Origin of the sequence: Jeotgalibacillus sp. ET6 (genome assembly GCF_029667115.1) — a bacterium.
Classification (GTDB): Bacteria; Bacillota; Bacilli; order Bacillales; family Jeotgalibacillaceae; genus Jeotgalibacillus.
Window position 1 is genome coordinate 54,500 of sequence record NZ_JARUIU010000007.1, and the last position, 16,528, is coordinate 71,027.

Consider the following 16,528-nt stretch of genomic DNA (forward strand, 5'->3'; position numbering starts at 1 on the left):
GTTCTACTCTTAAAGTATGAAGTTAATTGATGACAAGAAAGGAGTCATAAATGAAAAAGAGAAACCGGAAAAAAAGGCTCATCCTTTTAGGGGCATTCCTCTTATTTGCTGTGGCCGTGTGGTTGAATAATACGAGCCTGTTTTATTCTAACGATACGGATTTTAAGGTTCTTGCTCATAGAGGGCTGGCTCAAACCTTCGATGTATCCAAGGTGGAGTACGATACAAATACAGCTGAAGTCATTTATCCGCCAGAGCATCCTTATTTAGAAAATACTCTGCCTTCTATAAAAGCTGCTTTTGACCATGGAGCAGACATTGTGGAATTGGATATAAAGCTAACGAAAGATCGCCAATTAGCTGTTTTTCATGATTTCGATTTAGCTTATCGCACAAATGGGAAAGGCGAAGTCAGCGAGTATACAATGGAAGAATTGAAGGAACTGGATGTTGGGTATCGTTATACGGCTGATGAGGGGGAAAGCTACCCATTTCGCGGTAAAGGTGTCGGATTGATGCCCAGTTTGGACGAAGTGCTTGCAGCTTTTCCTGATCAATCGTTTCTGATTCACGACAAAGATGGCGAACTGGAAACCACGAAAGTACTTTGGGAGGGCTATTTAAGCAATCTATCTAAGGAGCAGTTGAATCGAATAACGGTTTATGGTGACGGAGCAGGGGAAGGATTTGATTACCTGCGATCGAAGCATGAAGAGATGAAACTGTTGACAAAGGACATGATGGTCAGTGCGCTAGTAATGTATGAAGTAGCGGGCTGGACAGGGTACATCCCAAAGGAATTGCATAATATGGAGCTGCATGTACCTTTGAAATATGCGAAGCTTCTATGGGGATGGCCTGCTAAATTTATTGACCGCATGGAATCGGTTAATACACGAGTCGTCATTGTAGAGGGAAATGGCAAATGGTCAGAGGGGTTTGATACGAAAGAAAGTCTGGAAAAAATCCCGGAAGGTTATCAGGGGTATATATGGACAAACCGGGTTGATATTATCACTAAATGATTTAAAGGGGCGGCCTAACGAGAAACAGTGAAGCATCACCTCATACAGCACCTCCTGTAAAAGACCTTTTTGGGCGAGCCGGATTCACATGCAAAAGTATTCGTTGAAGATAAATTCAAAATTTCAGTTGCAAATAGGAAGCCACGATGATTTCTCATCGTGGCTTCCTTTAGATTTACTGCTGCTTTAATTCCACATTGTCAATCACGATGTCATGCGTTCCGATTGGGGAACCGGCTTTCCCGAGAAGAAACTTCAAACTTACCGGTTCACTTGACGGTGTTTGTACGGTGAATTCATAGCGTGTGCTGTTTTCCTTAAGTTCAGTGGTTTCAGACAAGAATCGTGTGTATTCTGCGTTTTCAATCGTGACCTCTATGGACCGGTCGACGGTTGATTGAGCTTCAAACGAAAGAGTGTATTCTTTATTTGGCTCTAAAATAAGATTATCCTGGAAGAATTGAACACTCCATGGTTCCTGGCCTTCCTGGTCAATAAGGATATGCGCCTGGCTGTCTGTATGCTGAATGCTTGCTGAAGCATCAAAGTGAATATAGGATTGCCAAGGTTCTAATCCGTTTTCAAAATCTCCGTTTTCAAGAGGGAGCGGATTGATTGGGCCGCCCACTTTCTTAAGTGAAATTGTATCGAGCTCCACTTTAACCGGCTTTCCGCCTAAATGAAAGATCAGCTGAGAATCTAAGTCTGAGACTTCAGGCATTGTGAAACTCATTGCGCTTGCTGCCCAGTCTGTTGTAAGGGGAATTGACTGTTTGCTGTACGTCACATTCCCATCCTGACTGCGCAGTTCGACTTTAATTTCCCGGGGAATGTCTGCTTTTGCATCAAATATTAGTTCGTATTCCTGTTCACCTTGAAGCTGGATCCCTTTTTGAACGAGTTGAACATCTTCTGCATGAGCTGTTTCCTTGAGTACCTGAGCGTTTAATACTCGGGAATCAGGATCTACTTCAATGGAAGAAGCTTCTTTTGAGTCGATGCTATTCCAGAATAACAGACGGTCCGGAAAGCCTTGATCAAAGGTTCCGTTATATACGAGGTTGCCGTCTGGCAGAGCCGGTTTTGACGCATCTGCATCCATTTCAGAAGGAGTGGTTTCTTCTATTCTTACATTTCCTATCCATACAGGAAGAGTTGACAGTCCGAGGTTAAATTCTAACCTGGCGGCAATATCCGTTTCTTCTGTCATTTGGAACACCATTTCATACGTTTCCACCTGATCAGTCAGTTTAAATGATTGGCTGTTTGAATAAGTGGCATAGTCTCTGTCTGCATCGCCGCTGACTTTTACATTAATGTCCCGGGTGTTTGTTGTTTTCGCATCAAACGTGACCTTATAATAACGGCCTTTTCCAATCGTGGCATCCTGAACAAGCTGAACAGCATAGGGCTGATTACCTCCGTTTTGGATATCCACTTTTGCAAAGGAGTGGTCCTCAAGTGAGTCGATTGTTACTGCGGCTTGCCCCCCAAAGTCCGGCAGTGTGAGGAAGTACCAGTAATCCGTGTTTGGAACGCCTTCAATTCCCTCTACGCCGTCCCATTCCTCATCAAAGTTGTTGTTATAAATCAGGTTGCCATCTTCAAGCGGCAATTTTGCGTCCTCCGGCAGCGGCTCGGCTTCGACTACTGGAAGTTCAGGAGTTTGGTAGGGGCGTCCTGTCAGATCATACACCCGCACATATTCCACATTCATCGATTGAGGGAACATCGTGTCTTCCGTCGGATCCCCATCAAAGTTTCCGCCAATGGCAAGATTCAGAAGCATGTGAAACGGCTGATCAAATGGTGCAGGGTACGTATGGTTTGCTGAAGCATTCGTTTCTTTGCTGTACCAGTTGTCCTGGGTTTGCGTAAGTACGCCATCTACATACCAGCGGATTTCTCCCGGTTCCCATTCAACCGAATATACATGTTCATCGGCAATCGTGGATCCATTTTCAAACGTATATTCAGCGCCGGTGTATTTATTGTTAGGCCATGTTTCACCATAATGAATCGTTCCAATGGCTTCATGAGGACGGCTGCCTTTTGCTTCTAAGATGTCAATTTCTCCAGAAGCGGCCCAGCCTCCATACAGGTCATCTTCAGGAAGCATCCAAAAAGCCGGCCAGTAGCCTTTTCCTGTTGGTAGAGAAGCCTTCATTTCAAATTTTCCATAGGTCTTAGAGAAAAGCCCCTTAGTTCTTAACCGGGCAGAGGTATAGGAAAACCCTTCATATTCCTCTTCCTTTGCTGTGATGACCAATTGGCCATCTTCTGTTTTGGCGTTTTCAGGGCGGTCGGTGTAGTATTGCTTTTCGTTATTGCCCCAGCCTGAAATAAATTCACCGTTGGCATCAGTAAAGCCGTTGCCTGTTTCAAATCCCCATTTGGAGCGGTCAATTTCTTCTTTATTAAATTCATCATTCCACACAAGGGACCATGGCGTGACAAATGTGTCTGGATCGTCTGTTTCCTCACCATTCACTTCAATAGGGCTTTCTAATACGGCTTTTTGAATCAAGCCATCACCCGTAATAGCTGAATGACGGGCTTTTGAAGTGACCTCAAGCTCTTTCACTACTCCTTCATCCGTGAGGGCAATGTGTGAAAGCGTATTCAAAATTAGTCGTTCTGAAATGCCGTGTAGTTCCAATTGACTTTTCTTATTTTTATTTCCGTCAGAGGCAGTCGTGATGGTATTAAAATCTCCATACAATGTTACTTTTCCTTCTTTAGAGGAGGCAGGGTGGATAGTGACGTTGTGAAATCCTTTACTCGTAATCTCACTTTCTTTTAATGTAGCATTTGCATCAATGAACGTCTCATGAACAACTGATTTCCCGCTAACTGTCATAATTGGAGAGTGGGAGGGGGTTTTTACTATCAGGGTTCGCAAGGTTGTATCAGATAATTCAAGTGTGTCTGGGGCTTTTCCCCTTATGTAGGTCTTTCCAAGAACCCTCACGTTCTCTAATATAATATTTTTTCCGGCAGCAGGGGTGATAATCAGGTCTCCCAGGATCGTTTGATTTTTCAGTGTAGATTGCTTAAGATTAGTGGTTTTTGAAATGTTATGGCCTTTTGGCTTTGCCTCACTAATCTCCGTGTCATTTGGTACAAAAGGCAGCACGAGAAGAAATACGAGCAGAATGGACACCATTTTTTTGTACATTTAAACGCCTCCTTTTAATAATGTCTTACGTGGGACATTTGATTATAACTATAAAAGCATCTTCACGTTTTGACAACATTTTTTTACAATAATAAATGCGTTATATGTAAAATTCTTTGCTGCATGAAACGATCAGTATGCTTTATAGGAGTCATTTTAATGGCGCACAAGAATTTCGCTCGATCAAAGCTGCATGAAAAGAGGGAGGTTTGATCATCGGCTCATCTTCTATTTGCTGAACGAGCTGTTCAACTAAAGAAGCGGCCATTTCAACTCTTGGTACATTCATCGTCGTTAAAGCAGGTGTTGTGTATTGAGTTAGGAGGACATTATCAAATCCAATGAGGGAAACGTCATCCGGCACACTGAGACCGGCTTCATTTAAAGCCTTCAATGCCCCAAAGGCAATTAAATCGTTGGAGCAGACAATCGCTGTCGGCAGGGCTTTTTGACTTATCCAATGATGGACGGCTTCATAGCCTGCCTGCTCGACGAACCGGCCTTTGAAAATTTTTTGTTCCGGGATGTCAGCTTCTTTTAATGCTTCCAAGTAGCCATTCAGGCGTTCATTGGCAGCTGGATTTTCTTCCTCACCCGTAATAATGGCTATGTCCTTATGGCCGAGTTCAATCAGGTAGTTGGTCGCAGTCTTCGCTCCTTCTTCGTTGCACAACAGCGGGATGGGAACGACGGGGTGACGCTCGCTCACATTATTTTGGTCAAATAGACCGACGATAAATCCGGCAGAAATGATTGAATCCACAATCGATTGAACATTTGTCCAGCTGATAATCATGCCGGCATCGATGCTTTTTTCCCTGTACAGCTTCAAAATTGGTGCGGGGTCTGTCACATCTGTGGTCGTCACAAGCACGTTGTAGCCTCTTTCTGATGAAGACCTGATCATCGAGCCGATGACGACACTGTAAAAAAGATCATCCGAATAAATATCATGCTTCGCCGGATCCTGTATGATAAAAAGCCCGATGGTACGGGTTTTTTTCTTTACCAGCCGTCTTGCTGACACATTTGGATGGTATTGATGCTCATTCATGATTTTAAGAATGCGGTCGCGCGTCTCCGGTTTAACCTGAGGAGATTGGTTTAACACACGCTGCACCGTCTTTCTTGATACTCCTGCAAGGTTTGCAATATCAAAAATGTCCATAGGATCCTCCTGAAATGTTCATCTTTCGTTATGTTTAAGTATACCGGATGATAGAATGATTTTATATGCGAGTGATTTTGGATTGGAAATGGCGTGTAAATAAATTTCCGTCGATAGATAAGGAGACTGGAATATAAACGGTATAAAAAACTTTAAGCTGATTCAAAAAAGTCCCTTTTATTTCTCATGGTGTTTTTGGTTATCAGTGATGTACTGACACAAAATCAGTTGGCCGAAGTTTGAATCTTGGTACCATTACAGATGTGTCTTTAGTTCATGCAGAGAGCTTGAAACTCACAGAGGCCGTTCTGGTGGAGCTTATGCCTGAAGAGCCGCTTCTAGGGTTTGGCGCTTGGGGGCCAGACGATACCCCAGCGTTACTACTGCCCGAGAATTGGGAGGAACGTATTGATGCTGTTCACGCAAAAATAAAGCCAAAAGAAGAATGGAACCTTGTGTTTGCTTTAACTTCTTCTTCACCGGACACGGGTTCTGCCGATTCCATTAAGAAAGAATACAAAGATACTGAATGAAAAAGCTTTGAACAGGAAACACGGATCCGCTATTTTATTACGTCCGGAACATGTGAGGAAGTGTTGAAGGAGAACTCTGTCTAAAGAAAAAGACCGTTCCCTGCTGGAAACGGTATTGAATCTATGTAGGATTTGGTGAAAAGGCTAATGAATGGATTTAACCTCATAAAACCTGTCGGATCTTCTTCATTAAATTCCCGGATTAAATGACAGGGATATGTGGTAATGCAATAGAAAACGGCACATACGGTGTAACTGTTTGATGAAAATCCGGTTTATTCTTACTATATATAATATGACGATATGCAGAAAGGATGGTTGGTTGATAAGCATAAAGAGAACAATCCTCATAGCTTCACTTGTGTTATTTATTGTTGCCATCGTTGGCATGAATATTGGTTTTTTCCTTCCTTTATTCTTCCTGGCATTAATCGGAGGTACTACAGGCATCATTTCTATAAAGGAAGAGTCAAAGGCTGAGGGGTATCTGATGGCAAGTCTAAGTGGTGTATTGCTGGCAGTATCCGTTTTGGGTATGATTATTTAATTTAAAATGAGGATCATCCTAAGCAGACTCTCGTTTACAGCTGTATAACGTATAACAGTTTCAAAGGAATTTGAATCTAATATAATTCCTTTTCCATCTTTTTTTCATTTCATCAGTTATTCAAGCAACTGATTGATATATTCATCAGAATGGCGTCTGGATCAGTATAAGTGAAAGTTTGTTTTATTGGATGAGCTAAGAAAACTTTACCAGAAATAAAAAGAGATAGGTTGGTTCTCGAAATGACAGCAAAAAAGAAATCACAGGAATGGACTGAAGCCAAAAAACGATGCCGCTTGAATGAAAATGAGCTAAAGATGGCTAAAGAGCTGGGCATGACCCCAAAAAGTTTGATAAAAAACATCCCTGCTCCTAATCAAAAATAGAAGGCACCCGTTAATGTCTGGATTCGTGAGCTTTATGAGAATAAATTTGGAGAGGTATTGTTACAAGATAAAGAGCAAAGGAACACTGCCTCCAAACATAAAATAAGTGACGAGGATTTGCCTTTTTAACGATTGAGGAGAGGGGTTAAACAGGTGTTGAAAGGATAGGACGTTAAGGGAATGATTACCCAAAAACGCCTATCCTATTTCTTATTCTCTTTCTTGTTTAAGATCGATCTTAATTCTTTAATCTCATCTTCTGACAGGTCTTCATCCTCAATAAACTGAACGAGCATGGACTTTAATGTCCCGTCATAAAACCGTTTTAAAAAGGATTTTGTTTTGGCACGCTGGCACTCATCTTGAGAATACAGCGGGTAGAATGTAAAAACTCTAAGGTCCTTATGGACGCCAACAACCTCTTTTTTCGTAAGGCGGTCCAATAGGGTGCGTACGGTTTTGGGACTCCAGCCTGTTTGTTCCTGCAGTGAAGAGATAATCTCGTTTGCTGTTTGGGGAGAGTTTGCCCAAAGCACCTTCAGGACTTCCCATTCCGACTCTGAAATAGGGGGTATTTGATTGGTCACATGAATCCCTTCCTTTTCTTCTTACTTTAAGCCTTTTTTTCGCAAAATGTTGTTTGTTATGTCAACGGCTTTACTGCCGCTGGCATGGCGGTTATTTTCAATATTGGTGGCAAAAAAGTAGGTGCTTTGTTCCGTTTCTGCATAGCCAATGAACCAGCCATTCACGTTTTGACCGTTGACCGTTCCTGTACCGGTCTTGCCATAAAGTGTAACCCCGTCCCGTGTCTCCAGTCTGATTGCATCTTTAATGAATTGAACGTTTTCACGATCGAAGCCAAATTCGTTTGTATAGAAGTCCTTAAGAATCTGGACCTGTTCAATGGGTGAAATCCTGAGGGAAGACTCAAGCCAAAAGCCTTCAATTCCGCCCGATACATTCTGATTCCCGTACTGAATGTGATTTAGGTAGGATTGTATGTTCTTCATTTTCGTCTTTTTATCGAGCTGCTGGAAATACCAGGTCACAGAATTTTCCATTGCAGTATAGATCGTTTGATTGCGATTCCAGCTTTCATAGGGATAGGGGTTTCCATTCCACTGCATAAAGCTGTCATCACGTGTGGTCACACCTGCCTCCAGTGCAAATAATGCACTGTAAATTTTATACGTGGAGTTCGGCGAAACGCGTAACGTGCTTCGGTCTTCATTATAGATGGTGTATTTCTCTTCGTGTAAATCATACAGAACAAAGCTGCCTTCGTGTTCACCGAAAAATGCACTTAAATCCTCATAGTCTGTCCGGCTGTTGTCAAAATCAATCCGATCCTCACCCCAAGGGATCGCAGAAACGGCTGGGGCCTGACTTACGACTGTCCCGGCAAGAAGAAGAAAAACCAGAATGCTTTTTAGTTTATCCCACTTAGTTTCGGTTTTAAAGTCAGCAATCCGTTCAATCCGCTTTTTTACCTGTTTTTTGGGGCTGGCCAGCTGGTTCCCCATTGAGAAGTGGGCAGACAGAAAGGATTTATCGGCAAATTTAATAATGGTGTTTCCGTAAGCTATGCGCTGATTATGATCTAATTTTTTCAGGACAGCATGGTCACAAGCGATTTCCCTATCCATTCTCATTTCCCTGAAGGCCATCCAGATTAGCGGGTTAAACCAGTACAACAGTTGAAAAAGGATAATCAAATAATTTGTTGCAATATCTTTATATTTATAATGCTGTAATTCATGAAGCAAAATATGTTTTATTTCGTCCAAGTTCAGCGATGCTTCAGCGTCCTGCGGCAGGATGATATAGGTTTTAACGAGCCCAAACGTTAATGGGGAGCTGATCAGATTTGATTGCGCCAACACCAGAGGCTTTTTTACAGCGACCATTTGCTTGCATTGTTCAAATAATGATAAAACCCCGGGGTTTGTCACTGGCATTAAAGACTTTTTTATTTGTTGCTGCTTTGTCCAGGCATGGATGACAAAAGCACCCATCATGAACACACCTGAAATCCATATGATGGTAAACACCTGATTTGAAAAGGTCAAGTCCGTTCGATTAACGGAGAGGGAGAAGTCTTGCATCCATTTTCCGCTTTCCAATCCAATGTTTTCGGCGGGAGTGCCTGCAGAGAGCAAACTCCTTCCTGGATTCTCATTCTCCATAAACGGACTGCCAGAGTTCAATAATTGCGCAGGCAGATAAGGAAGCAGTAAAGCGAGTAGAAACACGAACCAGAGGTTGTACGTCCATGTCGGTGTCAATTGGCTTTTAAGCAGTTTTCTCATCAGCAGGACAAGGAGCACCATGACAGAAGAGAAAAACAAACTGACTGCCAAGTGGAGGGTAGACATATGTACAACCCCTTTCTATAAAAGTATCTATTAAAAGCTTTAAACTCGCGCTCTGTTTAGTATGAATCTACCACAAAGAAAGTTTATGAACACATAGATTTAATAAAAAAAGCTAAATAGAGTTTGGGATTGGGCTTTTATTTAAACGTGTCGAGCGTAATTTTGGCAGCCTCCGCGATAAGTGCATCGTCATACTCCGCATCCTCTTTATCCTTCTTCGACATGGTGGCGATGAGGATTGGTTTTCTGTCAGGAGGTCTTACAACGGCAATATCATTTCTTGTTCCATAGCTGGCTGCCCCGCTTTTATCATCAACGATCCATCCTTCAGGTGCTCCGGCCCGTATTAAAGCATCTCCTGTGGCATTTCCGCTCATCCAGTCATTTAACCATTCCCGCTTATCCTCTGGCAGATATTCTTCAATTGCGACTTTCTTCAGGTTCTCGGCCATGGCTTTTGGCGTGCTCGTATCCCGGTCCTGTCCGGGTGCATACTCATTTAATTCCGTTTCAAACCGTTCGCTCACCGTTGTGTCGTCTCCAAGCTTACGAAGTTCCGCCTCAAATTTTTCAGGGCCGCCAATTGCTTCAAGCATAAGGTTCGCCGCGGTGTTGTCACTTTTTCGGATGGCTGCTTCACTTATTTCAAGCAGCGTCATGCCCTTATCTACATGTTTTTCTGTAACGGGAGAATAAGTAACCAAATCTTCCTTCGTATATGTAACGTTTTTTTCAAGAGCTTTTTCATCATGCTGCTTTAGCAGAATAGCAGCTGCCAATACTTTAAAGGTGGATGCGTAGGCAAAACGTTCATCTGATCGATATTCCACGGTTTGATTTGTCTCAGTATCCAGTGCATACACACCGATTTGTGCGCCAGATTCATTTTCAAGCTGTTCAAATTTTTCCTTTAGTTGAATCGCTTGATCCTTATCAGTTTCCTTTTTTGCTGATGTTTTGCTGTCTGCATTCACACAACCGGACAGCGGTGCCAGGAAAAACAGCAGGGATAGCGCCAGCATAGGAATTCGATTATTAGTTGAGAATCTTTTTCTCACATCATTACCTTCTTTCCGATAGATTTAACGTAATAGACTACGTTTGTAATCTAATATTACAACTGTAGTCTATAAGAGGTCAAGTACCATACTCAGAAAGATATACATTTTCTCCAGCCCCTTTTAATGTTATCTTTTAAATAACATAAATGACCCGGATCTAGAGGAGGAATTGCCATTGAATACTGCAGCAAATCAATTAACTGCTGATGAAATTAAAGTCATATTGAGAGCGGCGGACGAGATCATTCTTCAGGGGGGAAGAACCCTTCTTGCAAAAATATTAAAGGGTTCAAAAGAGAAAAAAGTGATGGAACTGAAGCTCGATCAGTGTCCTGTTTACGGATTCTATAAGACTTGGAAAATCGATGATATTTTGCTTAAAATCGATTGGATGATCGATCATGAGTTTCTTGAAATCAGGTACGATAGAAAGCTGCCCTTAGTTGTTTTTTCCCCTAGAGGCTGGCAGATTCATATGGACCAGTACACAGACGAGCTGCTGGAGGAATGGCGGAAATGGATCAGGGACGGATATCAAAATCCGGATATGAGTTATTTAAAGGACCGAAACAGGGAAATGATTTTACTGCTGATTGAAAAGATAAAAGAGTCTCGAGAGAAAGCTTTCATTCCTTATTTGGAACTATGGGAAAAAATTGATTATAAAAAAATGAAGCAGGAAATTCGCATAGCGATTGAAGCTATTAATCATAACGAACCAATCGATCCCTCAGTCGTTAAGGCAAGAGAGGAAGCTATCAATGAAGCGCTCGAGGTGGAAGATCCAGTTGACCTTAAGATTAAGTGCATGGGATGTCTGAAGCGGTTTACATTCTCAGTGGGAGAGCAGCAGTTCTTTAAGCAGAAAGGATTGTCGTTTCCGAATAGGTGCAAGAAGTGCCGAAAGAATCCGATATGGAGGTAAACGGTTTGATTCTCAATTATTAAACATAAATAACAGTTCTATTATAAAAATGAGGAGAGGGGAGATTGAATTGAAAAAGGTATTATTCACCTCACTTGTCTCTATGATCTTCATAGCAGGATGTTCTGAAAACGAACCACAGGATTCTTCGAACGGAATGAACGATTCACAAACGAACGAAGCATCATCCGATTTGGAAGTGGTCGCTGAAAATTTGGAGGCTCCATGGTCCATTGAGAAGCTGGATGATGTCTTTTATGTAACGGAAAGAGAAGGAAGCATCGTGAAAATAGAAGAAGGACAGACCGAACGGCAGCGTGTAGACCTGGAAGAAGAAGTATCCACAGCCTCGGAGGCAGGGCTGCTTGGGTTCGTTCTGGCACCTGACTTTGCTGAATCAAATCTTGCCTATGCCTATTATACGTATGAAAAAGGGGCTGACCAGTTTAACCGGATTGTGCTGCTGCAGTTAAACGGAGATGAATGGTTGGAAGAGGAAGTTCTTCTTGATGAAATTCCGAGCGGAACATACCATCATGGAGGAAGGCTTAAAATGGGAGAGGATGATAAGCTGTACGCGACAACAGGAGATGCTTCTGTCGGTGAGATTGCACAGGATGTCGATTCTCTTGGCGGGAAAATTTTAAGATTAAACCTCGACGGATCGATCCCGGAGGACAATCCAATCTCTGATTCCTATGTCTACAGCTATGGCCACCGAAATCCTCAGGGCATTGCCTGGTCAGAGGATGGAACAATGTATGCTAGTGAGCATGGAAACAATGCAAATGATGAAATCAACCTAATTGAACCTGGTCAGAATTATGGCTGGCCTGTGATTGAAGGGGATGAAGAACAGGATGGAATGGTCTCACCGCTTTTTACTTCCGGAGATGAATCCACCTGGGCGCCATCTGGAGCTGCTTATTACGAGGGGAAATTATACGTTGCCGCTTTAAGAGGAACTGCCGTGCTGGAATTTGACCTTGAAACAAATGAACAAAGGGATTTCGTATCGGATCTTGGCAGAATTCGGGATGTGTTCATTGAAGGGGATTCCCTTTATTTTATCAGCAACAACACAGATGGGCGAGGAAATCCGCAAGATCAGGATGACATGCTTTATGAAATTCCGCTTTCTTAATCTAATGACTGGAATGATTGGAAGCAAGTATGAAATCAAATAGCCCTTGGCTCTAGTGTGAATATCTAAAGGGAGGCTGATACAAAGATGTTCCAGCCTCTCACTCTGGTTCCCGAAACCGGAACTGATATTCATAGAATTGCGTCCGTTGTTCTGTCTCAAACGTGGAGCTGTTCCAAATACTGGTTTTATCCGATGTCTCCTCCGTCTCCACCATTCTCAGTTCTTCTGCGCCAAGAGTCATAATCTTTGAATCTACTACTTTTAGTTCATTTTGATTAAAGTCTAGTGCACGGATGCGCACCTGCACCTCTTTTTCTTCATCCAGATTGTTTTTAACAAAGAAAACATTTTGATATTCCTCGCTTACACAACCCGAGGTTCTGCGCCTGATGCAGTTTTGTTCAGAGCTTAAAAAAAGAACGGACACTTCTGTATCTTCTTCCGTTTCTGACAGCTCCTGCATCGCAGCTTCAACTTTGACTACATAGGAGCTCTTTTGTCCAAAAGGGAATACCCAGGAACCGAAGAAAAGGACGGTCAGGCAAAAAACCGCTGTAAAGATCCACATAACTTTCGGATTGTGAAACGACTTAGGCGCGTTTTTATAAACAATGCCTGCCAAAATATTGACTATGATAAAAACAACTAAAAACGCCCCGGTAACAATTAGGGTAACCATGCTTTCAAAGAGGTTGGGAAAGAAATTAAGATGGTACATTTGATAATAATAAAAATTAATTGCTAAACTAATTCCCGAAATGATGAGGAAAGTGATGGCTGGCTTCTTCCACTCCATCTTCTCGCGCTTTCCATTTTTTACATCGATGCCAGACCAGGCCATCCAGATGTAAGGAATCACAAAGACGATGATGACTGCTGCAATAATAACCATGGTATTTCTCCTTCCTAGGCATACTTAAATCAATTACTATGACTGAAGACACTGCCTGACAGCGAATAAATAAGCATATTTATCCAGTCTTCAAAAGACTTTATACCTCATTGTGGAAGATGGTAAACCGAATAGTGGAAGATTGTGAAAATAATGCTTTTCTTTAGCGCTTGATTATGTACAATTTGAAAAAAGCCGGAACAGATTTGTCCCAGCCGCTTAGTATCGTGGTTAATACCATGTTTTGGTTAGCGATCCTACTCTATGTTCTTTACCACCACTTCACCATTTTCATCTAACAGAGGTGTAAGAGAAATCCCCTGCGGCGTCCAGGCATGCATATAGTTTACGCCGGTTTCAGTATCAACCAAAAGCATAATTAACCCATATTGATAATGCTGAACTGAAATTTCCTCAAATCTTTTTTCTTTTTTACTACCAAACATTCGTCCTCACTCCTATTCTTTTTATTAGCCGTTATCCAGCCCATTTTTCTTATAGATATATATAAAGATTACCAAGGCAGCTGCAAGCCAGACGAAAAGAACACTGGCATCGGTCAGGTTCCACTCGTATCCGTTCCCTGCGGCCAGTGAATCAGACAGATTGGATAGGACGCCGCCGTAGGAATAATCTAAAAATCGTGCAAGGTTTTCGTCAAATGCCTTCAGGACAGGGGTCGATGTAAGCATTAGTAGAATTGGCGTACTCATCAGTGAGGCCTGCGCCTGGTTTTTCGCATATACACCAATAATGTAGCCAATCAAAATACTGATTAAGCTGCACAAAGTTGTTATAGCGAGATAAGTAGGGACAGGTATATCCGCAAAAGACACTCCGCTCGCCGGTATTAACAAAAGATTGGTCAGGACTAAGATGAACAATATTGGAATCATGCTGCCAATAAAATATTCTGCGCCTTTAACAGACGAGGTCATAAGCACTCTCAATGTATGCTTTTCTTTTTCTTCCGCTATAGGAGAGCTGCTCATCGTGATGCCGGCAATGGCAATATTGAAGATCAGTCCAAAGCTCAATAAAAAACCACTTGTGGAAAACGGTGCGCCCGCATCGCCGGCATCTACGTCAGGTATCAGATTCCCCATAGCGATTACAAACACGATGGAAAAGATCGGGGGAAACAGAACACTCAAATTGCTCAGCATTAAACGAAGCTTCAATTGAAGAACGGCATTTATTTTTCTATAGGATAGACTCATATTAATTCCCTCCCGGTCACTTCTAAAAATACTTTTTCTAAATTGGGCTCACATGAATGGATGGTTAAAAGCTCGTCAGCAGTCAGCCATTCATTAATTTTCTGAATGGAATCGTACGTGTGAGGCAGCAGCACTTCTTTTTCATTCTTCAATAGAATCCGATACCGTTTATCCTGGTTATATTTAAGCGTTAACGCTTTAGGTGAATCATGCTCGACAATTAACCCATCATTCAATAGCGCTACACGATCGCAAAGCTTTGTTGCTTCTTCCATATTATGAGTAGTGAGAAAAATCGCCGTTCCATTTTCTTTTAATTCCACCAGCAGTGCGTGGATGGCCTCCATTGTAACTGGGTCAAGACCGCTCGTTGGTTCATCTAAGAAAAGAACCTTTGGCTGATGGAGCATGGCTCTCGATAGAATCAAACGCTGCTTCATGCCCTTGGATAAATTTTTGGCGATTTTGTTCCTATGCTCAAATAACCCCACTCTTTTCAGCAGAACCTCAATCCGACTGGTCTCCACATTCGACAGCCTGGCGAAGGCGGTTAAATTATGATAGACCGTCAGCCTGTCATATAATCCGCTGTTATCCGTCACAATTCCAATTTGCTCGTAAATACTTTCATTAATCTGTTCCACTGCCTGATCCAATACAAAAGCATGACCTGATGATTGAGCAAGCTGCCCGGTCAGAATTTTAATAGTGGTGGTTTTACCTGACCCTGAAGGACCTAAGAATCCAAAAATTTCTCCTTCATGAACAGAAAAAGAAATCTCTTTTAAGGCCACTTGATCCTTAAATTTTTTAGATAAACGTTCAACCTGGATCACTCTTTTTCCCATTTTTGTCTCTCCTTTTTTCGCTGCATAATGGAGTAAGAATGTTTCTTGGCTGCTTCTCCATCTGCTAAAAACTTTATAGGAAAGGGACGGAAAAGTCGTAAAACCAAACTGAATCGTCATGCTCAAACCGTCAATTGTAGCAAAAAGAGGCTGAAATTAACCCATTTCACCCTCAACTGTACCCTAAAATTCAATTAATGCTCTCATTGCTTCCAAACGATTTCTGGAAATCGGCAAGTTTACCTTATTGCTGCCCCGAAGAATTAATGTATAAGAATTTTTCGAGTAGCTCACTAATTCGGACACCCGCTGTAAATTCACTAAGTAGGATCTGTGGCATCTGAAGAATCCGAATCGGGTAAGCTTTTCTTCCAATTCATTCATTGTCAAAGCTGTAGGGAAATATTCTTCACCAATACGGATCGTGCTTACGCTGTTGACACTTTCAATAAAATCAATTTCGTCCGGGCTGAAGAAGATGGTTTTATCAGCCATCTTACTGGATACTTTATATACGCTCGACGGTTTACTATCTGTATCGTTTAGTTCTGAAGACTCGGTTTTGCTTTCATTGATAAGATCTGTTTTTTCTAAACCGGTATTCCGGTTGTATCGATAAATCTCGTTACTCACTAATACGAGCTCTTCAAGAAAATGAGAGGTAAATAAAATGGCGACATTTTGAGACTGCAGGTATTCCAGTGCTTTTTTATATAGCTCGATGCCCTCAACAGTAGAATGGCTTAAGGGACTTTGAATCAATAAAAGCTTTGGGGAAAATAAGGACATTCGAAATAAACTGACCCTTTTCTTTTGATCAAATGATAAATGCTTGATCTTTGTATCCCACACATCGGATAACGAAAAAATGGCACTAAATTCCTTCAAAGGATGTTTAAAGTAAGCAATTTTCTTGAAAATGTCCAAGTAGCTGAAAACAGACAAATTGTCATATAAACCATCCTCCGTAAATTCCATCAGGATCCCGTTTGTTTCACTGTTAATTTGTCCGCTCGAAGGAGTCAATTCGCCAGTGAGCAGTTTGAAGAAAACGAAGCTTTCTTCGTTGGTCATCTTAATGCCAATTTGAGATTGTTCTTCTATCATTAAATTGATGTTTTTTAAAACGGTGGTATTGTCTTCTTGCTTCATAACATTCTCTAACGTAACTAAGGGCACCGTAAACACTCGCTTTCGTTGTGATATGGAGTTGTTCATGT

Annotated in this window: 16 protein-coding genes; 6 read left to right on the forward strand and 10 right to left on the reverse strand. The window is 41.9% G+C overall.

Annotated elements, in window-relative coordinates:
- The first annotated feature begins 50 nt into the window (after positions 1–50).
- Positions 51–1,025: a glycerophosphodiester phosphodiesterase family protein gene (locus P6709_RS15505; protein WP_278241851.1), complete on the forward strand. Its 975-nt coding sequence runs from the start codon at positions 51–53 to the stop codon at positions 1,023–1,025.
- 175 nt (positions 1,026–1,200) lie between these two features.
- On the opposite strand, the gene P6709_RS15510 is transcribed toward P6709_RS15505, so the two are convergent.
- Positions 1,201–4,203 (reverse strand): carbohydrate binding domain-containing protein, encoded by a 3,003-nt coding sequence (locus P6709_RS15510; protein WP_278241852.1) that lies wholly within the window; start codon positions 4,201–4,203, stop codon positions 1,201–1,203.
- A 151-nt stretch (positions 4,204–4,354) separates the two neighbouring features.
- Complete coding sequence (locus tag P6709_RS15515; RefSeq protein ID WP_278241853.1) at positions 4,355–5,371, reverse strand: LacI family DNA-binding transcriptional regulator; 1,017 nt, start codon at positions 5,369–5,371, stop codon at positions 4,355–4,357.
- A 239-nt stretch (positions 5,372–5,610) separates the two neighbouring features.
- Between P6709_RS15515 and P6709_RS15520 the strand changes: the two genes are divergently transcribed.
- From P6709_RS15520 to P6709_RS15530, 3 genes are all read left to right on the forward strand, one after another.
- Positions 5,611–5,904, forward strand: a complete 294-nt coding sequence (locus P6709_RS15520) for a hypothetical protein (RefSeq protein ID WP_278241854.1) — start codon at positions 5,611–5,613, stop codon at positions 5,902–5,904.
- Positions 5,905–6,226: 322 nt separating this feature from the next.
- On the forward strand, positions 6,227–6,451 hold the full coding sequence (locus tag P6709_RS15525) for a hypothetical protein (protein WP_278241855.1): 225 nt from the start codon (positions 6,227–6,229) through the stop codon (positions 6,449–6,451).
- 242 nt (positions 6,452–6,693) lie between these two features.
- Positions 6,694–6,837, forward strand: coding sequence for a hypothetical protein (locus tag P6709_RS15530; RefSeq protein ID WP_278241856.1), 144 nt, complete (start codon positions 6,694–6,696; stop codon positions 6,835–6,837).
- Positions 6,838–7,040: 203 nt separating this feature from the next.
- Here the strand turns inward: P6709_RS15530 and blaI are convergent, their stop codons facing one another.
- The 3 genes from blaI to bla form a co-directional block, all read right to left on the reverse strand.
- Complete coding sequence (gene blaI, locus P6709_RS15535) at positions 7,041–7,424, reverse strand: penicillinase repressor BlaI (protein WP_278241857.1); 384 nt, start codon at positions 7,422–7,424, stop codon at positions 7,041–7,043.
- A gap of 21 nt (positions 7,425–7,445) precedes the next feature.
- Positions 7,446–9,215 (reverse strand): BlaR1 family beta-lactam sensor/signal transducer, encoded by a 1,770-nt coding sequence (locus P6709_RS15540; RefSeq protein WP_278241858.1) that lies wholly within the window; start codon positions 9,213–9,215, stop codon positions 7,446–7,448.
- Between the two features lie 137 nt (positions 9,216–9,352).
- Positions 9,353–10,237, reverse strand: coding sequence for a class A beta-lactamase (gene bla / locus P6709_RS15545; protein WP_442905351.1), 885 nt, complete (start codon positions 10,235–10,237; stop codon positions 9,353–9,355).
- 214 nt (positions 10,238–10,451) lie between these two features.
- On the opposite strand from bla, the gene P6709_RS15550 reads away from it, so the two are divergent.
- Both P6709_RS15550 and P6709_RS15555 read left to right on the forward strand, forming a co-directional pair.
- Complete coding sequence (locus P6709_RS15550) at positions 10,452–11,201, forward strand: RQC-minor-1 family DNA-binding protein (protein ID WP_278241860.1); 750 nt, start codon at positions 10,452–10,454, stop codon at positions 11,199–11,201.
- A 70-nt stretch (positions 11,202–11,271) separates the two neighbouring features.
- On the forward strand, positions 11,272–12,345 hold the full coding sequence (locus P6709_RS15555; RefSeq protein ID WP_278241861.1) for a PQQ-dependent sugar dehydrogenase: 1,074 nt from the start codon (positions 11,272–11,274) through the stop codon (positions 12,343–12,345).
- 100 nt (positions 12,346–12,445) lie between these two features.
- On the opposite strand, the gene P6709_RS15560 is transcribed toward P6709_RS15555, so the two are convergent.
- The 5 genes from P6709_RS15560 to P6709_RS15580 form a co-directional block, all read right to left on the reverse strand.
- Positions 12,446–13,240, reverse strand: coding sequence for a hypothetical protein (locus P6709_RS15560; RefSeq protein ID WP_278241862.1), 795 nt, complete (start codon positions 13,238–13,240; stop codon positions 12,446–12,448).
- Between the two features lie 257 nt (positions 13,241–13,497).
- Positions 13,498–13,686, reverse strand: a complete 189-nt coding sequence (locus tag P6709_RS15565) for a DUF6440 family protein (protein WP_278241863.1) — start codon at positions 13,684–13,686, stop codon at positions 13,498–13,500.
- A gap of 24 nt (positions 13,687–13,710) precedes the next feature.
- A complete protein-coding gene (locus P6709_RS15570; protein WP_278241864.1) occupies positions 13,711–14,460 on the reverse strand; it encodes an ABC transporter permease in 750 nt (249 codons plus the stop codon).
- Positions 14,457–15,308, reverse strand: a complete 852-nt coding sequence (locus P6709_RS15575; protein ID WP_278241865.1) for an ABC transporter ATP-binding protein — start codon at positions 15,306–15,308, stop codon at positions 14,457–14,459. Before P6709_RS15575 ends, P6709_RS15570 begins: the two co-directional genes overlap by 4 nt.
- A gap of 183 nt (positions 15,309–15,491) precedes the next feature.
- Positions 15,492–16,460, reverse strand: coding sequence for a LytTR family transcriptional regulator DNA-binding domain-containing protein (locus P6709_RS15580; protein ID WP_278241866.1), 969 nt, complete (start codon positions 16,458–16,460; stop codon positions 15,492–15,494).
- Between the last annotated feature and the right edge of the window lie 68 nt (positions 16,461–16,528).